Source organism: Limnohabitans sp. TEGF003 (genome assembly GCF_055395455.1).
In genome coordinates this window covers 2214258-2234315 of record NZ_AP029225.1, presented here as the reverse complement: position 1 = coordinate 2234315, position 20058 = coordinate 2214258, and the positions used below count along the sequence as shown (strand labels likewise).

Below are 20058 nucleotides of genomic sequence, written 5' to 3'. Positions count from 1 at the left end.
CTCTCTTTTTAACGTTGACATTCTGAAGCTCTGTGGCATTGCAGCAAATTGTTCAAGAAACCGTGACCGGCCTGGGCTATGACCTGGTTGAGATTGACCGCACAGCGGGCGGTTTGTTGCGCATCACCATCGACTGGCCCTGGCAGCCAGGCTCTGAGCTGTTCATCAACGTGGAAGACTGCGAAAAAGTCAATCGGCAGTTGCAGTTCGCCCTCGAAGTCGACGGCGTGGCCTACAACCGGCTGGAGGTGTCTTCCCCCGGTATCGACCGTCCCTTGCGCAATGCGCAGGACTTTGAGCGCTTCGTGGGGGAGTTGATCGACATCACCCTCAAAGCCCCCATGGGTGAGAACGCTGGTGGCATGGTCAACCCGACGCGTAAAAAATTTCGCGGCACGCTCGAGCGTGACGCCACCGGTCAAGGCTGGCAAATCGTCTGGAGCGATGCGCCCGCCGTCAAGCCGGGTCAAAAAGTCAGTAAGAAACGAGCCCCTGCACCCTTGCATGCATTGGGGTTCACATTGGACGAGTTGCGCGAGGCCCGTTTGGCCCCCGTGGTGGATTTCAAAGGGCGCAAGCCAAAGGTGGAAGCCTGACCGGGTGTCGGGTTTTGAGCATTTTTATCGGGTCTGAACCGCAGACCCAGTGGAACAGGAGAGTCATTCATGAATCGCGAAATGTTGATGTTGGTCGAAGCCATCTCACGTGAAAAGAACGTTGAGCGCGACGTGGTGTTTGGTGCCGTGGAAGCCGCTTTGGCCCAAGCCACCAAAAAGCTGTATGCCGGCGAGGTGGACATCCGCGTGGCGGTGGACCGTGACAGCGGCAACTACGAAACTTTCCGCCGCTGGCATGTGGTGCCCGATGAAGCCGGTTTGCAGTTGCCCGAGCAGGAAATTTTGCTGTTCGAGGCCAAAGAACAAATTCCGGACATCGAGGTCGACGAGTACATCGAAGAGCCGATCGAGTCTTTGCCCATTGGCCGCATTGGCGCCATGGCAGCCAAGCAGGTCATCTTGCAAAAAATCCGTGACGCCGAGCGCGAAATGCTGCTCAACGACTTCATGTCGCGTGGCGAGAAGATTTTTGTGGGCACCGTCAAGCGAATGGACAAGGGCGACATCATCTGTGAAGCCGGCCGCATCGAAGGCCGCCTGCGCCGCAGCGAAATGATCCCCAAGGAAAATTTGCGCAGCGGTGACCGTGTGCGCGCCATGATCATGGAAGTCGATTTGACCTTGCGCGGCGCACCCATCTTGCTGTCGCGCTCGGCCCCCGAGTTCATGATCGAGCTGTTCCGTCAGGAAGTGCCCGAGATCGAGCAAGGCCTGCTGGAGATCAAAACCTGCGCCCGTGACCCTGGCTCCCGCGCCAAGATCGCCGTGCTCTCACACGACAAGCGCGTGGACCCGATCGGCACTTGCGTCGGTGTGCGTGGCACCCGTGTCAACGCCGTGACCAACGAGCTGGCGGGTGAGCGTGTCGACATCGTGTTGTGGAGCGAAGACCCGGCCCAGTTCGTGATCGGCGCTCTGGCCCCCGCCAACGTGCAGTCCATTGTGGTGGACGAAGAAAAACACGCCATGGACGTGGTGGTGGACGAAGAAAACCTCGCGATCGCGATTGGCCGTGGTGGCCAGAACGTGCGCCTGGCTTCTGACCTCACTGGCTGGAAGATCAACATCATGGACGCGGCCGAATCTGCCCAGAAGCAAGCTGAAGAAACCACCGGCATTCGCCAGCTGTTCATGGAAAAGCTCGATGTCGACCAGGAGATCGCCGACATCCTGATCAGCGAGGGTTTCACCAGCCTGGAAGAAGTGGCGTATGTGCCCATCCAGGAAATGCAGGAAATCGAAAGCTTCGACGAAGACACGATCAACGAGCTGCGCACACGCGCCAAAGACGCTTTGCTGACCCTCGAAATCGCACGCGAAGAGAGCGTTGAAGACGTCTCCCAAGACCTGCGCGATCTGCCAGGCTTGACGCCTGAGCTGATTTCCAAGCTGGTTGAAGCGGGCATCCACACCCGTGACGATCTGGCTGACCTGGCCACCGACGAACTGACTGACATCACTGCTCAGACAGCTGAAGAGGCGACCGCCCTGATCATGAAAGCCCGCGAACATTGGTTCGCTGGCCAGGCCTGAAGTCTGATGGAGGCTTGAACAAAATTATGTCCAGTACCACTGTTGCCGAGTTCGCCAATGAGCTCAAAAAACCTGCCGATGTCCTGCTGGATCAATTGCGATCCGCGGGCGTTGCCAAAACCTCCGACAGCGACACGCTGAATGACACCGACAAGCAAAAGCTGCTGAGCTATCTGCAAGCCAGTCACGGCACCGTGACCGGTGACCGCAAAAAAATCACGCTGGTCAAAAAGTCCACCAGCGAGATCAAGCAAGCCGATGCTTCGGGCAGAGCCCGCACGATCCAGGTGGAAGTGCGCAAGAAGCGCACCCTGATCAAGCGCGACGACGAGCCTGTTGCGCCAGCTGAAGAGCCCGCCGTCGACCATGCGGAGCTGGCGCGTCGTGAAGAAGAAGCCCGCCGCCAGGCCGAGTTGATCAGCCGCCAGGAGCAGGAACTCGCCGAGAAGCGCCGTGTTCGCGAAGCGCAGGAAGCGCAAGAGCGTTCGGAGTTGGCTGCTCAAGAAGCCAAGGCCCGTGCCGATGCCCAGGCGCTGGCCGATGCGGCAGCCCAGGCTGCCGGTCAGGCTGAGGCTGCCAAGCCCGCATTGAGCCGCGAAGACCGCGAGCAACTCGCTCGTGCCGAAGCGGCCAGCATCAACGCCGCATCGCAGGCCAAATCCGCGCCTGTGGTTTCTGCCGAAAGCCAGGCTGCAGCCAAGGCTGCCGAGCTGGCTGAGGCGGCTGCTGCCAAAGCCAAGGCCGAACAGGCCGCCCGTGAAGCTGCGGCTCAAAAAGCGGCTGCAGATTCGAAGGCCAAAGCCGACGAAGAAACAGCCCGTGCCCTGGATCTGGATGCGCGTCGCCGCAAGGCGCTGGCCGAAGCCGAGGCCATCCGCTCTATGATGAACGCCCCTAAAAAGGTGTTGGTCGCCAAGAAAGAAGAGCCCAAGGTGGAAGCCAAGGCGCCAGTCAAGGGCACCTTGCACAAACCCGCAGGCACCCCTGCGCCAGGCGCGCGCGCAGCCGCTGGACAAGCCGCAGCGCCTTCTGGTCCCGGTGGCAACAAGGAAGTCAAATCGGCCAAGCTGTCCTCCAGCTGGGCAGGTGATCCAGCCAAGAAAAAAGCCATCCCCACCCGTGGTGATACCAGTGGTGGCGTGGGTCGCAACAACTGGCGTGCTGGGCCACGTGGTCGCCGTGGCAACGACCGTGACCGTGACGAGACCCAAACACAGCAGGCCCCGGCCGAAGTGCGCGTGCTGGAAGTGCACGTGCCCGAGACCATCACCGTGGCCGAGTTGGCCCACAAGATGGCGATCAAGGCTTCCGAGGTCATCAAGCACCTGATGAAGCTTGGCCAGATGGCCACGATGAACCAGCCCTTGGACCAGGACACCGCCATGATCGTGGTGGAAGAAATGGGGCACAAGGCGGTTGTAGCCGCTTTGGATGATCCCGAAGCCTTCACCGACGACGAAGTGTCCGACCAACACGCTGAATCTCTGCCGCGTGCACCCGTGGTCACTGTCATGGGTCACGTCGACCACGGCAAGACCTCGCTGCTGGACTACATCCGCCGGGCCAAAGTGGCCTCTGGCGAAGCCGGTGGCATCACGCAGCACATTGGCGCCTACCACGTTGAAACGCCTCGCGGCATGATTTCCTTCCTGGACACCCCCGGTCACGAGGCCTTCACGGCCATGCGTGCACGCGGTGCACAAGCCACCGACATCGTCATCCTGGTGGTGGCGGGTGACGATGGCGTCATGCCCCAGACCAAGGAAGCCATCAAGCACGCCAAGGCCGCGGGTGTGCCGATCGTGGTGGCCATCAACAAGATGGACAAACCCGACGCCAACATCGAACGCGTGCGCAGCGAACTGATTGCCGAAGAAGTCGTGCCCGAAGAGTTTGGTGGCGATTCACCCTTCGTTTCCGTGTCGGCCAAGACCGGCATGGGCATTGACGAGCTGCTGGAGCAAGTGCTCTTGCAGGCCGAAGTGCTGGAACTCAAGGCCCCGGTGCAAGCCGCCGCCAAGGGTCTGGTCATCGAAGCGCGTCTGGACAAGGGTCGCGGTCCTGTGGCCACCATCCTGGTGCAGTCGGGTACTTTGAACACCGGCGATGTGGTGCTGGCAGGCCAGACCTTTGGCCGTGTGCGTGCCATGCTCGACGAAAACGGCCAGCCGATCAAATCGGCAGGTCCTTCAATCCCCGTGGAGATTCAGGGTCTGACCGAAGTGCCACAAGCCGGTGACGAATTCATGGTCATGGGCGACGAGCGCCGTGCCCGTGAAATTGCCACGTACCGTGCGGGCAAATTCCGCAACACCAAGCTGGCCAAGCAACAAGCTGCCAAGCTCGAAAACATGTTCACCGACATGTCGGCGGGCGAAGTCAAGATGCTGCCGATCATCATCAAGGCCGATGTGCAGGGTTCGCAAGAAGCCCTGGGTGCTTCCTTGCTCAAGCTGTCGACCGAAGAGGTCAAAGTCCAGCTGGTGTATGCCGGCGTGGGTGGCATCAGCGAGTCGGACATCAACCTGGCCATCGCTTCCAAGGCCATCGTGATCGGTTTCAACGTGCGCGCCGATGCTGGCGCCCGCAAACTGGCCGAAGGCAATGGCGTTGACGTTCATTACTACAACATCATTTATGACGCTGTGGACGAACTCAAGGCTGCGATGTCTGGCATGTTGGCACCCGAGCAGCGCGAAGAAATCATGGGCATGGCCGAAATCCGCACCGTGTTCGTGGCGTCCAAGATCGGCACGGTGGCAGGTTGTATGGTCACGTCGGGTCAAGTCACCCGCAATGCCAAATTCCGCCTGCTGCGCGACAACGTGGTCATCTATACCGGTGAACTCGACTCGCTCAAGCGCCTCAAGGACGATGTGCGCGAAGTCAAGGAAGGCTTCGAGTGCGGTATCAAGCTCAAGAACTACAACGACATCAAAGAAGGCGATCAGCTCGAATTCTTCGACGTCAAGGAAATCGCGAGAACGCTGTAAATGGCGCGTAAAAAGCAGTCCTCTGTGCCCAACCGCGGTTTCCGCGTGGCCGACCAGATCCAGCGTGATCTGGCCGAGTTGATTGCACGCGAGTTGAAAGACCCGCGTGTGGGCATGGTCACGCTCAACGCCATCGAGGTCACGCCCGATTACGCGCACGCCAAGGTTTACTTCAGTGTTTTGACGGGCAACCCCGAAGAAGCCACCGAAGGCCTGAATGCGGCAGCGGGCTTCCTGCGCAATGGTTTGTTCAAGCGTTTGCACATCCACACCGTGCCGACTCTGCACTTCCTGTTTGACCGCACCACCGAGCGTGCCTCCGACATGAATGCGCTGATCGCCAAGGCCGTGTCGTCTCGCGCCCAGGAGGACTGAGCATGAACGCGCCACGCACACGGGTGCAGCGGCGCCCTGTGCACGGGGTGCTGTTGCTCGACAAACCGCTGGGTCTTTCCAGCAACCAGGCTTTGCAAAAAGCCAAGTGGTTGCTGCGGGCCGAGAAAGCCGGGCACACCGGCACGCTCGACCCTTTGGCCACGGGCGTTCTGCCTTTGTGTTTTGGCGCGGCCACCAAGTTCAGTCAGCAGCATCTGGATGCCGACAAGACCTACGAGACCACGGTGCGGCTGGGTGTCAAAACCAGCACGGCCGATGCCGAAGGTGAAGTGATTGAGACGCGCGAGGTGCGCTGTACCCCGGGCCAAGTGGTCGAGGTGCTGGACCGTTTCATGGGGCCGATCAGCCAGGTGCCGCCCATGCACAGCGCCTTGAAAAAGGACGGCAAGGCTTTGTACGAATATGCCCGCGAGGGCGAAACCGTGGAGCGCGAAGCGCGCCACGTGGTGATCCATGACCTGGAGTTGCTGGACATGCAGCTGCAGGGCGATGCGCCATTTTTGCGTTTGCGTGTGCATTGCAGCAAAGGCACCTACATCCGCACGCTGGGCGAAGACATCGCCGAAGCTTTGGGATGTGGTGGCCATTTGAGCGCTTTGCGCCGTGTGGTCACCGGGCCTTTTGAGGAAGCCCAGTGCGTGACGCTGTCGGCGCTCGAGCGCATGGACGACAACCAGCGGCTGGCGGCTTTGCGGCCTGTGGATGTGCTGCTGCCGGGCTACACCGAGGTGAGTCTGGACAGCGAGAACGCCGGAAGATTTTTGAGTGGGGTGCGCCGACGCGGCTCTTGGAATGATTGTGATCAAGTCGTGGTGTATGGAGAGCATCCTCGTGCCTTGCTGGGAACAGCACATGTGCATGGCGGCGAATTGATTCCGGGTCGATTGTTGAGCCCGATCGAAATTCAACAGATTTTGGAAAAATCACCTGTCAACGTGCCTTTGCTGGCCGAGCAGGTTTAAAGGAAGAGAAAGCATGAGCAAGCAAATTCGCAACATCGCCATCATCGCGCACGTTGACCACGGTAAAACCACCATGGTCGACCAATTGCTGCGTCAGTCGGGCACTTTCGCCGAACACGAAAAAGTGGTCGACACCGTCATGGACAACAACGCCATCGAACGCGAGCGCGGCATCACCATCCTGGCCAAAAACTGTGCCGTGAGCTGGGAAGGCACCCACATCAACATCGTCGACACCCCCGGCCACGCGGACTTCGGTGGTGAAGTGGAGCGTGCTCTGTCCATGGTCGATGGCGTGGTCTTGTTGATCGATGCGCAAGAAGGCCCCATGCCCCAGACCCGCTTTGTGACCAAAAAGGCCTTGGCCTTGGGCCTCAAGCCCATCGTGGTGGTGAACAAGGTCGACAAGCCCGGCGCCAACCCCGACAAAGTCGTGAACGCCGCTTTTGACCTGTTCGACAAGCTCGGTGCCAACGACGAGCAGCTGGATTTCCCCGTGGTGTATGCCTCCGGTATCAACGGCTGGACATCGCTCGAAGAAGGTGCCCCCGGCGAGCAGTGGGGTCCTGACATGTCAGCCCTGTTCAACACCGTGCTCAAGCACGTGCCGCCGAACAGCGGTGATCCAGAAGCCCCTTTGCAGCTGCAAATTTCTGCGCTCGACTTTTCCACCTTTGTGGGCCGCATCGGCGTGGGTCGCATCAGCCAGGGCAAAGTCAAGCCCGGCATGGATGTGCTGGTCATGGAAGGTCCGGACGGCTCGACCGTCAAGGGTCGTGTCAACCAGGTGTTGACCTTCCAGGGTCTGGACCGTGTGCAGGTGACCGAAGCCGGCCCTGGCGACATCGTGTTGATCAACGGCATTGCCGACCTGAACATCGGCGTGACCGTCACCGATCCCCTCAAGCCCACACCGCTGCCCATGCTCAAAGTGGACGAGCCCACGCTGACCATGAACTTCTGCGTGAACACCTCGCCATTGGCCGGTCGTGAAGGCAAGTACGTCACCAGCCGCCAGATCTGGGACCGCCTGCAAAAAGAGTTGCAGCACAACGTGGCCCTGCGCGTGAAGGAAACCGACGAAGACGGCATCTTTGAAGTGGCCGGTCGTGGTGAATTGCACCTGACCATCCTGCTGGAAAACATGCGTCGCGAAGGCTACGAGCTGGCCGTTTCCAAACCCCGCGTGCTGTACCGCGACATCAATGGCGAGCGCCATGAGCCGATCGAACTGGTCACCGCCGACATCGAAGAAACCCACCAGGGCGGCGTGATGCAGGCTTTGGGTGAGCGCAAGGGCGAGCTGGTCAACATGGAGCCCGATGGCCGCGGTCGTGTCCGACTGGAATACCGCATCCCGGCCCGTGGCCTGATCGGTTTCACCAACGAATTCCTGAACCTGACCCGTGGTTCCGGCCTGATCTCCAACATCTTTGACGGCTACGAGCCGCACAAGGGTGAAATCGGTGGCCGCAAGAACGGCGTGCTGATCTCGATGGACGACGGTGAAATTTTCACCTACGCCCTGGGCAAGCTCGATGACCGCGGCCGCATGTTCGTCAAGGCGAACGATCCGGTGTACGAAGGCATGATTGTGGGTATCCACAGCCGCGACAACGACTTGGTGGTCAACGCCACACGCACCAAGCAGCTGACCAACTTCCGCGTGTCCGGCAAGGAAGATGCGATCAAGATCACGCCCCCGATCGACCTGACCCTGGAGTACGGCGTCGAGTTCATCGAGGACGACGAACTGGTCGAAATCACGCCCAAGAGCGTGCGCCTGCGCAAGCGCTTCCTCAAGGAAAGCGACCGCAAGCGCAACAAGTGATCGGCTGACCCATCATGCGCATGACGCACAGTATGGCCGTCTGGACCATGGTGGGCGTCACCGCCCTGTGGTCCATGGCCGGGGTGGTGACGCGGCACCTGGAGCAAGCCCGCAGCTTCGAAGTCACCTTTTGGCGCAGCTTTTTCACCGTGCTGTCCTTGCTGGTCATCTTGCCTTTGTGGCAGGGCAAAAGCGTCTGGTCGCGGCTGCCTTGGCGCAGCCCTTACTTTTGGTTCTCCGGCCTGTGCTGGAGCGTCATGTTCACGGCCTTCATGGTGGCGCTCACCCTGACGGCAGTGGCCAATGTGCTCATCACCATGGCCGTGGGCCCTTTGCTCACCGCCTTGATCACCCGCATTTTTTTGGGCCATCGCTTGCCTGCCCGCACTTGGCTGGCCATTGTGTTGGCGGGTATCGGCATTGGCTGGATGTACGGTTCGCAGCTGAGCCTGGGCGATCCGAATTTTCTGATCGGTTCCTTGGTGGCGCTGTGTGTGCCCCTGGCGGGCTCGGTGCAATGGACGCTGGTCCAGAAAAGCCAGAGCGAAGGCCAGAACCTGGACCTCGTGCCCTCGGTTTTGCTCGGGGCCATCCTGTCCACCTTGTTGACTTTGCCCTTGTCCGTGCCGTTTCAGGCCTCGGCCCACGATGTGGGTTTGTTGGCGATCCTGGGCTTGTTCCAGTTGGCCATTCCCTGCGCTTTGTCGGTGGTGTGTGCCCGCGTGCTCAAGGCGCCTGAGGTGGCCTTGCTGGCCTTGCTCGAAATTGTTTTTGGCATTGCACTGGCGTGGTGGGGTGCCAATGAGGCCCCCCAGCTGAGCGTGCTTTTGGGTGGTTCCCTGGTTTTGGGGGCCTTGCTTCTCAATGAATGGTTAGGCTGGAGACAAAACAATGTCTGATGTCATCGCACAAATCGAAGGCCGTATCGGCTGCATCACCCTGAACCGCCCCAAGGCGCTCAACGCCTTGTCGCTCGACATGGTGCGGGCCTTGACCCGGGCTTTGCGCGATTGGCAAACCAACGACCAAGTGTTGGCCGTGGCCGTGCGCGGCACCGGCAAGGAAGGGCCGTTTGGCGCATTTTGCGCAGGCGGTGATATCCGTTTTTTCCATCAGGCAGCGCACGCAGGCGATGCTTCGCTGGGTGATTTTTTCACCGAAGAATACCGCCTGAACCACCTGATCCACACCTACAGCAAGCCTTACATCGCCTTCATGGACGGCATCGTCATGGGTGGCGGCATGGGCATCAGCCAGGGCGCCAGTGTGCGTGTGGTCACCGAGCGCACGAAGATGGCCATGCCCGAAACCAACATCGGCCTGTTTCCGGATGTGGGCGGCGGTTATTTTCTGAGCCGTTGCCCTGGGCGTCTGGGCGAGTACCTGGGCCTGACAGGGCAGATGCTGAGCGGGGCGCAAGCCGTGGCCGCCAAATTGGCCGACATCGCGCTGCCCAGCGGCATGCTCGAGCCGATCTGGCAAACCTTGATCAGCAGCCCCTTTGAGAACGCCGAGTCGGTGGAGCGCTGGGTACTGGCCCAAGCCGGTGCATTGACGCCAGAAAAGCTCACGCCTCAACCGCAAATTGACGAGGTGTTTGGCTTGCCCTCAGTGGCGGACATGATGAGCCGATTGGAATCAGCGCCCGATGAATGGAGCCAGAAAACGGCCCACGCCTTGCGTCACCGTTCGCCCTTGATGCTGCATGTGGTGCTCGAACAGATCCGCCGCGCCCGCCAAATGAGCCTGGCCGACGACCTGCGCATGGAGCGCGACATGGTGCACCACTGCTTCCACCTGCGCTCGGTGTCCGACAGTGAAACGGTGGAGGGGATTCGAGCCTTGGCAGTGGACAAAGACCATACGCCGAATTGGAAGCCTGCGCGAGTGGAAGACGTTGACTTGTCGGAGGCCTCTCGTTTCTTCGTGAGCCCATGGCCTTCAGATCACCATCCGCTGCGCGATTTAAAGTAGGAGCGAGCCCCCGCTCGCGAATGCCTGATTTGCCTCTGTGCTAGCAAATTCGTCCGCAGGGTCTGCCTCCCACAAAGACAAAGCGCTTGCTCCTACAGAAATTCAGCGGTGGCGGCTTTTCATGGCGCGTTCCACTTCGCGCTTGCCTTCGCGGTCCTTGATCGTGTCCCGTTTGTCGTGCTCGGCCTTGCCCTTGGCCAGCGCGATGTCGCATTTGACCTTGCCTGACTTCCAGTGCAGGTTGATGGGCACCAGGGTGTAGCCCTTTTGTTCGATCTTGCCAATCAGCCGCTTGATTTCATCCTTCTTCAGCAGCAGCTTGCGCGTGCGTGCCGCTTCTGGGTTGATGTGGGTGGAGGCGGTTTTGAGCGGGTTGATCAGGCAGCCGATGATGAACAGCTCGCCGTTGCGAATGACCACGTAACCATCGGTCAGCTGGACCTTGCCTTCGCGAATGGCCTTGACCTCCCAGCCTTCGAGTACCATGCCGGCCTCGTAGCGCTCTTCGAAAAAATAATCGAAAGCGGCCTTTTTGTTCTCGGCGATCTTGGCAAAGGTGGGGGCAGCGGGGGACTTTTTGGTGGTGGCCATGTGGAACAGATAAGGACGGCACAGCCGTTCGCAAGGGTGTGCAGCCGGGCGATGCGCCTGCAGGCGCGTCGAAAAACTACAATCGCTGCATTGTATGAAGAATATCCACAAGTCCGTTCTGATCTGGTATTCGCCAGAAGAAATGTTTCGCCTCGTGACCGACGTGGCGCGTTACCCCGAGTTTTTGCCTTGGTGTGACCGCGCCAGCGTGCTCGAAACCGATGCGCAAGGCATGGTGGCCGAAGTGGGCATCAGCCTGGGCGGCCTGCAGCAAACCTTCACCACCCGCAACACCCACGAAGAAGGCCGATCGGTCGGCATGAGCCTGGTCAAAGGCCCGTTTTCCAACCTCAGCGGCATGTGGCGCTTCACGCCCGTGGGCGACGGCACGCAACGCGCGTGCAAAGTCGAGCTGGATTTGCAATACGGCTTTTCCAGCAAGACCCTGGCCGCGCTCGTGGGCCCCGTCTTCGACAAGATCGCGGCCAGCCTGGTCGATGCGTTTGTGAAACGCGCCGAAGCGGTTTATGGCTGAGCCCATGCTGCGTGTTGTCTTGTGCTGGAGCCTCGGGCCACGGCATGTGCATGAAATGGCTTTGCAAGTGCCAGCAGGCAGCACCGTGCAGGACGTGCTGGAGCAGGGCGTGGCGCAGTGCCAGCAGGGCAAGCCTTCAAGCGACAGCGCCTCCTTGTCATCGCTCCAGTTTCAACAGCCCGGCATCTGGGGCAAAAAAGTGCCTTGGACGCAGGTGGTGAAAGCCGACGACCGCATCGAGCTGTACCGCCCACTCAAGGTGGACCCCAAAGTCGCACGCCGCCAGCGCTTCAAGCGCCAGGGCAAAGGCCGCACAGGCTTGTTTGCCAAGCGCAAAAGCGGCTCTGCTGCGGGGTATTGACACACCATGCAAGCCCTATTGAACGCCATCGCCCAGATGGCCAAAACTGCCGATGCCTGCCGGGTGTTCCATGGCCGTGGTGGTTTGTACCCCGGTTGCGAACACTGGACGCTGGACTGGTTCGCGCCCGTGTGGGTGTTGACCAGCTTCAAACCCGTGAGCGAAGACGAGCTGGCCCAGTGTCACGCTGCCCTGGCGCAGCGCTGGGAGACCCTTGCGCCCGGTGAGCCACTCAATTGGGTGTTTCAGTGCCGTGCGCAAGGTGAAGCGCAAACCCGCCTCATGGCCGGCAGCGTGCCTGAGCCGCATGTGGTGACCGAGCAGGGCGCCAAGTACTTGGTGCATGTGATGCGCGGGCAAAACCATGGCCTGTTTCTGGACATGGCCAACGGCCGTGAATGGCTCAAAAGCCACGCTTTGCACGAAAACATCCTCAACTTGTTCGCCTACACCTGCGCGTTTTCCGTTGTGGCGCTGCAGGGTGGGGCGGCGCAAGTGGTCAACCTCGACATGAGCCAGGGCGCCCTGGCCGTGGGCCAGCAAAACCACCGCCTGAACGACCTGCCCGCAAAAGCCCGTTTCTTGGGCCACGACATCTTCAAGACCTGGGGCAAGATCAACAAAATGGGGCCTTATGGCGTGATCGTGATCGATCCGCCCAGTTACCAAAAGGGCAGCTTCATCGCCACCAAGGACTACATCAAGCTGATCCGCCGGCTGCCCGATTTGCTCGAACCCCGAGGGCATGTGCTGTTGTGCCTGAACGCGCCCGAGCTGGACACGGCTTTTTTGCATGCCCAGGTGGCCGAAGCCGCGCCCGGACTGCGTTTTGTCGAGCGCCTGGCCAATCCGGCGGCTTTTGCCGACATCGACCCGGAAAAGTCACTCAAAGTGCTGCATTACCAAAACGCCTGACTGCGCAGAAGGCCCAGGTAGGCCCTGTTTTTTGCGTTTTGGGCAGGGAAATCCCTTGGCGGGCACGGGTACAATCCATTTTTTGGAGCCTTAGCTTATGCGCCTACTCGGTAAAGCCCTGACTTTCGACGACGTTCTCCTCGTCCCCGCCTATTCCCAAGTCCTGCCCAAGGACACGTCGCTCGCGACACAATTCACCCGCAATATTCGCCTGAACCTGCCCCTGGTGTCCGCTGCCATGGACACCGTGACCGAAGCGCGTTTGGCGATTGCCATCGCGCAAGAAGGCGGCATTGGCATCGTGCACAAAAACCTCACCGCGCAAGAGCAAGCCGCCCAAGTGGCCAAGGTCAAGCGCTACGAATCGGGTGTGCTGCGCGACCCGGTCGTCATCACCCCCGACACGACCGTGCGCCAAGTCATGGCCTTGAGCGACGAGCTGGGTGTCTCGGGCTTTCCGGTGTGCGACGGCGGCAAGGTGGTCGGCATCGTGACGGGCCGGGATTTGCGTTTTGAGACCCGCTACGACCAAAAGGTCAGCGAGATCATGACGCCGCGTGAGCGCCTGGTGACCGTGCCCGAAGGCACCACACCCGAGCAAGCCAAGGCGCTGCTCAACAAACACAAACTCGAACGCCTGCTGGTGGTCAACGATGCCTTTGAGCTCAAGGGCCTGATCACCGTCAAAGACATCACCAAGCAGCTGAACTTTCCCAACGCCGCACGCGACTCAGCTGGCAAATTGCGCGTGGGCGCAGCTGTGGGTGTGGGCGAGGGCACCGAAGAGCGCGTTGAAGCGCTGTCACGCGCAGGCGTGGACGCCATTGTGGTGGACACCGCGCATGGCCACAGCAAAGGCGTGCTCGACCGCGTGCGCTGGGTCAAGCAAAACTACCCGCACATCGAGGTCATTGGCGGCAACATCGCCACAGGCGCTGCGGCTTTGGCCCTGGTTGAGGCGGGTGCCGACGGCGTCAAGGTCGGTATCGGCCCCGGTTCCATCTGCACCACCCGCATCGTGGCGGGCGTGGGCGTGCCGCAAATCATGGCCGTTGACAGCGTGGCCACGGCCCTCAAAGGCACGGGCGTGCCTTTGATCGCTGACGGCGGCATCCGCTACAGCGGCGACATCGCCAAGGCGATTGCCGCAGGCGCAGGCACCGTGATGATGGGCGGCATGTTTGCAGGCACCGAAGAGGCGCCCGGTGAAGTGATCCTGTTCCAGGGCCGCAGCTACAAGAGTTACCGCGGCATGGGCTCGATCGGCGCCATGCAGCAAGGCAGTGCTGACCGCTACTTCCAGGAGTCGAGCACCGGCAACCCCAACGCCGACAAACTGGTGCCCGAAGGCATCGAAGGCCGCGTGCCTTACAAAGGCTCGGTCGTCGCCATCATTTACCAGATGGCGGGCGGCTTGCGCGCTTCCATGGGCTACTGCGGTTGCGCCACGATCAAGGACATGCACGAGCGTGCCGAGTTTGTCGAGATCACTGCTGCGGGCATCCGCGAAAGCCATGTGCACGACGTGCAGATCACCAAGGAAGCCCCGAACTACCGGGCTGATTAAAATCCGTCTCTGACCTCCAAGGCGTCTGCATCCCAGACGCCTTTTCATTTCTCAAAGAACGACGCTTGCCATGCAGCACTCCAAAATCCTGATCCTCGACTTCGGCTCGCAAGTCACCCAGCTGATTGCCCGCCGCGTGCGCGAAGCGCATGTGTTTTGCGAAGTGCATCCTTGCGACGTGAGCAGTGAATGGGTGCGCGAGTACGCCAAGGACGGTAACCTCAAGGGCATCATCCTCTCGGGCTCGCACGCCAGCGTCTACGAGGTGGATGACCGTGCACCCGATGCGGTGTTCGAGCTGGGCGTTCCGGTCTTGGGCATCTGCTACGGCATGCAAACCATGGCGCAGCAGTTGGGTGGCAAGGTCGAAGCCGGTCACACCCGTGAGTTTGGTTACGCCGAAGTCCGCGCCCACGGTCACACAGAACTCCTCAAGGGCATCGAAGATTTCGCCACGCCCGAAGGCCACGGCATGCTCAAGGTCTGGATGAGCCACGGCGACAAGGTCACGGCCATGCCCCCCGGCTTCAAGGTCATGGCCTCGACCCCGGCTTGCCCCATCGCAGGCATGGCCGATGAGTCGCGCCATTTCTACGCGGTGCAGTTCCACCCTGAAGTCACGCACACCGTGCAGGGCCAAGCGCTGCTCAACCGCTTTGTGCTGGACATTTGCAAGGCCCGCCCCGACTGGATCATGGGCGACTACATCGAAGAAGCGGTGGCCAAAATCCGCGAGCAGGTCGGTGACGAAGAAGTGATCCTTGGCCTCTCCGGCGGTGTGGATTCCTCCGTGGCCGCTGCGCTGATCCACCGCGCCATCGGCGACAAGCTGACCTGCGTATTTGTGGACCACGGCCTGCTGCGCCTGAATGAAGGCGACATGGTCATGGACATGTTTGTTGGCAAGCTGCACGCCCACGTCATCCGCGTGGATGCCAGCGAGCTGTTCCTGGGCAAGCTGGCGGGCGTGAGCGAGCCCGAAGCCAAACGCAAGATCATTGGCGGTTTGTTTGTCGATGTATTCAAGGAGCAGGCCGCAAAACTCAAGGCGGGCGATGGTGGCCACAAAGGCGCGACCTTCCTGGCCCAGGGCACGATTTACCCCGACGTGATCGAGTCCGGCGGCGCCAAGAGCAAGAAGGCCGTGACCATCAAGAGCCACCACAACGTGGGCGGCTTGCCCGAGCAGCTGGGCCTGAAACTGCTGGAGCCGCTGCGAGAACTGTTCAAGGACGAAGTGCGCGAACTCGGCGTGGCCCTGGGCTTGCCGCGTGAAATGGTCTACCGCCACCCCTTTCCCGGACCGGGTCTGGGCGTGCGTATTCTGGGCGAAGTGAAAAAGGAATACGCCGACCTGTTGCGCCGCGCCGACGCGATCTTCATCGAAGAACTGCGCAACTTCACCGACGAAGCTACTGGAAAGTCTTGGTACGACCTGACCAGCCAGGCTTTCACCGTGTTCTTGCCAGTCAAGAGCGTGGGCGTGATGGGCGATGGCCGCACCTACGACTACGTGGTGGCCTTGCGCGCTGTGCAAACCAGCGACTTCATGACCGCCGACTGGGCCGAGTTGCCGTATGCCCTGCTCAAGAAAGTGTCGGGTCGCATCATCAACGAGGTGCGCGGCATCAACCGGGTCACCTACGACGTGTCGAGCAAACCGCCTGCGACGATTGAGTGGGAATGATCCCCTGAAGCCCTGACCGGAGGTTGACCATGAAAGTTCAAGTTTTTCGAGGCCTCAACATTCTGCTCTGGAGCTTGGCGGCTTTAACGCCCTCATGGGCGCAAGACCGGTCTTCGGTCATCACTTCCGAAAAACACGCTTTCCGCGTGGTGACCTTACTGCCCGGGCTGGAGAACCCCTGGTCGGTGGCGTTTTTGCCCGATGGCCGCATGTTGGTCACCGAGCGGGCGGGACGTTTGCGTTTGGTAGGGTCAGATTTCCGTTTGGCCCCTCAACCCATTGAGGGCCTGCCGGAGATTCTCGAGCGCGGACAGGGCGGTTTGTTTGATGTGGTGCTGCACCCGCAATATGCGCAAAACGGCTGGATTTATTGGGCTTACAACGCGCCCGGCCCTGGCGGTTGGGGCACGGCCTTGGCCCGGGGCAAATTGCAAGGCCAGCGCATGACCGAGGTTCAGGTGCTGTTCAGCATGCAGCCCAAAACCCGTTCCAGCCAGCATTTCGGTGGGCGCATTGTGTTCGACAAAGCCGGGATGCTTTACCTGACCTTGGGTGACCGGGGCGACAAGGACCGAGCCCAAAAGCTGGATGACCATGCCGGCTCGGTCATCCGATTGCACGACGATGGCCGCGTGCCTGCCGACAACCCCTTCACCCAACGGGCCGGGGCCTTGCCCGAAAAATGGACTTTGGGCAACCGCAACATGCAAGGCGCGGCCCTGCACCCCCAAACCGGTGAGCTCTGGACACACGAGCACGGGCCGCAAGGCGGTGATGAGGTCAACGTGATGCGCTCGGGCCTCAATTACGGCTGGCCCGTGATCACCTATGGGGTCAACTACGGTCTGGGCACGCGCATTGGCGAGGGTCAGAGCAAACCCGGCATGGTGCAGCCTTTGCATGTGTGGGTGCCGTCGATTGCGCCTTCGGGCATGGCCTTTGTGAGCGGATCGCAGTTTCCTCAATGGCAGGGCGATTTGCTGGTGGGGGCCTTGCGCGGCCAAATGCTGGTGCGACTGGTGCTTGACGGCGAGAAAGTGCTGCGCGAAGAGCGTTTGCTGCAAGGCCGCGTGGGCCGCATCCGCGATGTGCGCATGGGGCCGGATGGTCTGGTTTATCTGCTGAGCGACGGCCCCGACGGGGCCTTGATGCGGCTGGAGCCGGTCAAGCCCTGAGTGCCTGGCCTGTGCCTGGCAATTTGGTAACCTCAGCGCACCATGTACCTCCCCCAACAATTCCACCACACCGATCCTGCCATTGCGCAGCGCATCATGCGCGAGCACCCCTTGGCGTCCATCGTGTCGGTGGGGGCCGATGGGTTCCCGGTGCTCAGCCACATCCCGGTGCACTGGCAAGCGGCTTCGCTTTGGACCGATGGCCTGCAGTCTGAACACGGCGTTTTGCTGGGGCATTGCGCCCGCGCCAACCCACAGGCGCAGTTGCTGGCCTCGCAGCCGCAAGCTTTGGTGAGTTTCATGGGGCCACAGGCCTACATGTCGCCCAGTGTTTATTCTGAAAAGCAACGCGTGCCCACCTGGACTTATCTGGCGGTGCAGGCCAAGGTGCGCACGCGCATCATCGATCCGCACGAAGACCGCGACCGTTTGCTCAAATGCCTGATTGCCGAGCATGAGCCGTCTTATGCGCAGCAGTGGCGCGACTTGCCCGAGACCTACACCGGGGCGATGCTGAACGGCATTGTGGCTTTTGAAATGCAGATCACCGATTTGCAATGCGCGGTGAAGCTCAACCAGCACCGGCCCGAAGCCCATGCCGCCATGCACGCCGCTTATGCGCAAGGCACAGAGCAAACCCAAGCACTGGCCCGTTGGATGCAAGATCTGGGGCTCGTGCCATGAGCCAGGGCGGAGATGACCGAAAGCAAGATCTTTCTCTGAGCGACGAGCAAGGCATGCGCCTGGCACTGGCGCAAGCTCAATTGGCCGCGGCAGCGGGCGAGGTGCCCGTGGGCGCGGTGGTCGTCAAGGACGGCCAAGTCATCGCCACAGGCCGCAACGCCCCGATTGCCAGCCACGACCCGACGGCGCATGCCGAGGTGGTGGCCCTGCGCGAAGCGGCCCGAGTGCTGGGCAATTACCGGCTCGACGGCTGTACGCTGTACGTGACGCTGGAGCCCTGCGCCATGTGCAGCGGGGCCATGCTGCACGCCCGAGTGGACCGCGTGGTTTTTGGCGCAGCCGACCCGCGCACGGGCGTGGCGGGCTCGGTGCTGAACCTGTTTGGTCACCCGCAACTGAACCACCAGACGCAGGTCACGGGTGGCGTACTTGAGCAGGAATGTGGCCAGTTGCTGAAAGACTTTTTCAAACCCCGTCGCGTGAATGCCGACCCGGTGCGCGAAGACGCTTTGCGCACACCCGATGCGGCTTTCGAGGGCACGCCCGCATGGCCGGGGCGCACCTGGTGTTTGACCGATTTGCCCGGCGTGGCTGGTTTGCGTCTGCACTGTGCAGATGTGGGGCCGCCCGAAGCCACCGACGCGGTGCTGTGCTTGCACGGCCCGGACAGTTGGTCATTGGCCTGGCGGGATGCGGTGCTGGCGGCAAGTGCGGCGAGTGCTACATTGGGCCAGCAGGAGTTGCGGCACATCGTGCCCGACTTGTTCGGGTTTGGCCGCAGTGACAAGCCCAAAAAAGAGAGTTTTCACCAGATTCAAACGCACGCACATGCCTTGCATGCCTTGTGTGACCGCCTGGGGTTGAAGCAAGTTCAACTGGTGGGGCCAAAGTGCATTCAGCCCTTGTTGATGGCGTTGCTGGCTTTGCAGCCTTCGCGTTACGCCTTGCTGCCTGCCCAAGACCCTGCAGTTTTGCCAAAGGGCTTGCGTGATGCGCCTTATCCAGACAAGGGCTACCGAGCGGGGGCACGGGCGTTGTCACGTTGGGGCGCTGGTGGCGGTGCTGATGAACAGGTGTAGGTGGTGATTCAGGCATTCGCGAGCGGGGGCTCGCTCCCACAGGGATAAGTGCACTTGTCTGCCGGGTCGTGCAGGGTGTTGGTGGGAGGCCGCCCTTGCGGCCGAATGGCTGGTGCAGCCAAAACAGCGCGTTTGGCGTGCGACACTTGCGTGTTGTTACAGGAAGTTCGGCATGGCCCACATTTACATTTTTTCCCCCTCCAGCGCGGTGCGCGACAAAGCGGCTTTCCGCCGGGGCCTCAAGCGCTTGCAAGCCCAAGGTCACGAGGTGGAGCTGGACGAGGCCGCGCTGGCCAGCCACATGCGTTTTGCAGGCGACGATGCCACGCGCATTGCGGCCATCAGCCGCGCTGCGGCCAGCGGTGCCAACGTGGCGATGATTTCGCGTGGCGGCTACGGCCTCACCCGCATCCTGCCTGCCTTGCCCTACAAACAGATCGCCAAAGCGATCGATGGCGGCATGCAGTTTGTGGGCTTGAGCGATTTCACGGCCTTCAACCAAGCGGTGTACGCCAAGACTGGCCGAATCAGCTGGCAAGGCCCGGCGCTGGGCGAGGACTTTGGCCCTGAACAAGAACCCGATGACATCATGCAGGCCTGCTTTGACGATCTGCTGTTGGAGCAGGGGGAGGGCACGGGCTGGCAACTCCCCAAAGCCGAAGCCGAGCGCCGTGTTCTGGTGAAAGACGCGCCCCTTTGGGGTGGCAACCTGACGGTGCTGACTTCGCTGCTGGGCACACCGTATTTCCCGCAGGTCAAAGGTGGCGTGCTCTTTCTCGAAGACGTGGGCGAGCACCCCTACCGCGTTGAGCGCATGCTCACGCAGCTCTTGCAGGCGGGCGTGCTGGCTCAACAAAAAGCGGTGCTGTTCGGCCAATTCACCAACTACAAGCTGGTTCCCGCGCACGACAAAGGCTTCAAGCTGGCCACCGTGTTCGACTGGTTGCGCAGCCAGATCAAGGCACCTGTGCTCACGGGGCTGCCCTTTGGCCATGTCGAGACCAAGGTGTTGCTGCCTGTAGGCGCCAAGGTGGACCTTGTCACCGAAGGGCGTGACGCGCTGATGGTTTGGGGCCATATTTAAAAGGCGTTGCCAGGTCCAGCTGTTTTCTGGCCCGAGGACGCTGAAGTCGGTGGCGGCACCGACGCTTTCAAAAT

General features: G+C 61.0%; 18 protein-coding genes. 17 read left to right on the top strand and 1 reads right to left on the bottom strand.

Going from position 1 to position 20058, the window contains the following annotated elements:
* Window positions 1-32: 32 nt before the first annotated feature.
* The 8 genes from rimP (at window position 33) to ACZ5RT_RS10910 (ending at window position 10306) form a co-directional block, all read left to right on the top strand.
* Window positions 33-596: a ribosome maturation factor RimP gene (gene rimP, locus ACZ5RT_RS10945; protein WP_291928002.1), complete on the top strand. Its 564-nt coding sequence runs from the start codon at window positions 33-35 to the stop codon at window positions 594-596.
* Window positions 597-665: 69 nt separating this feature from the next.
* Window positions 666-2150: a transcription termination factor NusA gene (gene nusA, locus ACZ5RT_RS10940; protein WP_108426427.1), complete on the top strand. Its 1485-nt coding sequence runs from the start codon at window positions 666-668 to the stop codon at window positions 2148-2150.
* A 26-nt stretch (window positions 2151-2176) separates the two neighbouring features.
* Window positions 2177-5143, top strand: coding sequence for a translation initiation factor IF-2 (gene infB / locus ACZ5RT_RS10935; RefSeq protein WP_464452466.1), 2967 nt, complete (start codon window positions 2177-2179; stop codon window positions 5141-5143).
* Window positions 5144-5518, top strand: coding sequence for a 30S ribosome-binding factor RbfA (gene rbfA / locus ACZ5RT_RS10930; protein WP_108426425.1), 375 nt, complete (start codon window positions 5144-5146; stop codon window positions 5516-5518).
* A gap of 2 nt (window positions 5519-5520) precedes the next feature.
* The gene (gene truB, locus ACZ5RT_RS10925) at window positions 5521-6501 is read left to right on the top strand and encodes a tRNA pseudouridine(55) synthase TruB (protein ID WP_464452465.1); all 981 of its coding nucleotides are present in this window, start codon (window positions 5521-5523) and stop codon (window positions 6499-6501) included.
* A gap of 13 nt (window positions 6502-6514) precedes the next feature.
* Window positions 6515-8332, top strand: coding sequence for a translational GTPase TypA (gene typA, locus ACZ5RT_RS10920; protein WP_291928014.1), 1818 nt, complete (start codon window positions 6515-6517; stop codon window positions 8330-8332).
* 14 nt (window positions 8333-8346) lie between these two features.
* Complete coding sequence (locus ACZ5RT_RS10915; protein WP_464452464.1) at window positions 8347-9231, top strand: DMT family transporter; 885 nt, start codon at window positions 8347-8349, stop codon at window positions 9229-9231.
* A complete protein-coding gene (locus ACZ5RT_RS10910) occupies window positions 9224-10306 on the top strand; it encodes an enoyl-CoA hydratase/isomerase family protein (protein ID WP_464452463.1) in 1083 nt (360 codons plus the stop codon). The genes ACZ5RT_RS10915 and ACZ5RT_RS10910 overlap by 8 nt, the downstream gene beginning before the upstream one ends.
* Before the next feature lie 102 nt (window positions 10307-10408).
* Here ACZ5RT_RS10910 and smpB read toward each other — a convergent pair whose 3' ends face one another.
* Complete coding sequence (gene smpB, locus ACZ5RT_RS10905) at window positions 10409-10897, bottom strand: SsrA-binding protein SmpB (RefSeq protein WP_422170968.1); 489 nt, start codon at window positions 10895-10897, stop codon at window positions 10409-10411.
* Window positions 10898-10991: 94 nt separating this feature from the next.
* Between smpB and ACZ5RT_RS10900 the strand changes: the two genes are divergently transcribed.
* The 9 genes from ACZ5RT_RS10900 (at window position 10992) to ACZ5RT_RS10860 (ending at window position 19984) form a co-directional block, all read left to right on the top strand.
* Entirely contained in the window at window positions 10992-11432 is a 441-nt protein-coding gene (locus tag ACZ5RT_RS10900) for a type II toxin-antitoxin system RatA family toxin (RefSeq protein ID WP_108426419.1), read from the top strand.
* On the top strand, window positions 11425-11793 hold the full coding sequence (locus ACZ5RT_RS10895; protein WP_464452462.1) for an RnfH family protein: 369 nt from the start codon (window positions 11425-11427) through the stop codon (window positions 11791-11793). The genes ACZ5RT_RS10900 and ACZ5RT_RS10895 overlap by 8 nt, the downstream gene beginning before the upstream one ends.
* Before the next feature lie 6 nt (window positions 11794-11799).
* A complete protein-coding gene (locus tag ACZ5RT_RS10890; protein ID WP_464452461.1) occupies window positions 11800-12708 on the top strand; it encodes a class I SAM-dependent methyltransferase in 909 nt (302 codons plus the stop codon).
* A 97-nt stretch (window positions 12709-12805) separates the two neighbouring features.
* On the top strand, window positions 12806-14275 hold the full coding sequence (guaB, locus tag ACZ5RT_RS10885) for an IMP dehydrogenase (RefSeq protein ID WP_464452460.1): 1470 nt from the start codon (window positions 12806-12808) through the stop codon (window positions 14273-14275).
* 70 nt (window positions 14276-14345) lie between these two features.
* Window positions 14346-15962: a glutamine-hydrolyzing GMP synthase gene (gene guaA, locus ACZ5RT_RS10880; RefSeq protein WP_464452459.1), complete on the top strand. Its 1617-nt coding sequence runs from the start codon at window positions 14346-14348 to the stop codon at window positions 15960-15962.
* 29 nt (window positions 15963-15991) lie between these two features.
* The gene (locus ACZ5RT_RS10875) at window positions 15992-17137 is read left to right on the top strand and encodes a PQQ-dependent sugar dehydrogenase (protein WP_464452458.1); all 1146 of its coding nucleotides are present in this window, start codon (window positions 15992-15994) and stop codon (window positions 17135-17137) included.
* Between the two features lie 42 nt (window positions 17138-17179).
* A complete protein-coding gene (locus tag ACZ5RT_RS10870) occupies window positions 17180-17821 on the top strand; it encodes an FMN-binding negative transcriptional regulator (protein WP_464452457.1) in 642 nt (213 codons plus the stop codon).
* Entirely contained in the window at window positions 17818-18900 is a 1083-nt protein-coding gene (tadA, locus tag ACZ5RT_RS10865) for a tRNA adenosine(34) deaminase TadA (protein ID WP_464452456.1), read from the top strand. The genes ACZ5RT_RS10870 and tadA overlap by 4 nt, the downstream gene beginning before the upstream one ends.
* Window positions 18901-19072: 172 nt before the next feature.
* Window positions 19073-19984 (top strand): LD-carboxypeptidase, encoded by a 912-nt coding sequence (locus ACZ5RT_RS10860; RefSeq protein WP_464452455.1) that lies wholly within the window; start codon window positions 19073-19075, stop codon window positions 19982-19984.
* Window positions 19985-20058: the final 74 nt, after the last annotated feature.

What these genes read in the sequence shown, in the direction of transcription:
- nusA (WP_108426427.1), top strand. Translation starts at nt 666, where the DNA reads ATGAATCGCGAAATGTTGATGTTGGTCGAAGCCATCTCACGTGAAAAG.
- infB (WP_464452466.1), top strand. Translation starts at nt 2,177, where the DNA reads ATGTCCAGTACCACTGTTGCCGAGTTCGCCAATGAGCTCAAAAAACCT.
- rbfA (WP_108426425.1), top strand. Translation starts at nt 5,144, where the DNA reads ATGGCGCGTAAAAAGCAGTCCTCTGTGCCCAACCGCGGTTTCCGCGTG.
- truB (WP_464452465.1), top strand. Translation starts at nt 5,521, where the DNA reads ATGAACGCGCCACGCACACGGGTGCAGCGGCGCCCTGTGCACGGGGTG.
- typA (WP_291928014.1), top strand. Translation starts at nt 6,515, where the DNA reads ATGAGCAAGCAAATTCGCAACATCGCCATCATCGCGCACGTTGACCAC.
- ACZ5RT_RS10915 (WP_464452464.1), top strand. Translation starts at nt 8,347, where the DNA reads ATGCGCATGACGCACAGTATGGCCGTCTGGACCATGGTGGGCGTCACC.
- ACZ5RT_RS10910 (WP_464452463.1), top strand. Translation starts at nt 9,224, where the DNA reads ATGTCTGATGTCATCGCACAAATCGAAGGCCGTATCGGCTGCATCACC.
- smpB (WP_422170968.1), bottom strand. Translation starts at nt 10,897, where the DNA reads ATGGCCACCACCAAAAAGTCCCCCGCTGCCCCCACCTTTGCCAAGATC.
- ACZ5RT_RS10900 (WP_108426419.1), top strand. Translation starts at nt 10,992, where the DNA reads ATGAAGAATATCCACAAGTCCGTTCTGATCTGGTATTCGCCAGAAGAA.
- ACZ5RT_RS10895 (WP_464452462.1), top strand. Translation starts at nt 11,425, where the DNA reads ATGGCTGAGCCCATGCTGCGTGTTGTCTTGTGCTGGAGCCTCGGGCCA.
- ACZ5RT_RS10890 (WP_464452461.1), top strand. Translation starts at nt 11,800, where the DNA reads ATGCAAGCCCTATTGAACGCCATCGCCCAGATGGCCAAAACTGCCGAT.
- guaB (WP_464452460.1), top strand. Translation starts at nt 12,806, where the DNA reads ATGCGCCTACTCGGTAAAGCCCTGACTTTCGACGACGTTCTCCTCGTC.
- guaA (WP_464452459.1), top strand. Translation starts at nt 14,346, where the DNA reads ATGCAGCACTCCAAAATCCTGATCCTCGACTTCGGCTCGCAAGTCACC.
- ACZ5RT_RS10875 (WP_464452458.1), top strand. Translation starts at nt 15,992, where the DNA reads ATGAAAGTTCAAGTTTTTCGAGGCCTCAACATTCTGCTCTGGAGCTTG.
- ACZ5RT_RS10870 (WP_464452457.1), top strand. Translation starts at nt 17,180, where the DNA reads ATGTACCTCCCCCAACAATTCCACCACACCGATCCTGCCATTGCGCAG.
- tadA (WP_464452456.1), top strand. Translation starts at nt 17,818, where the DNA reads ATGAGCCAGGGCGGAGATGACCGAAAGCAAGATCTTTCTCTGAGCGAC.
- ACZ5RT_RS10860 (WP_464452455.1), top strand. Translation starts at nt 19,073, where the DNA reads ATGGCCCACATTTACATTTTTTCCCCCTCCAGCGCGGTGCGCGACAAA.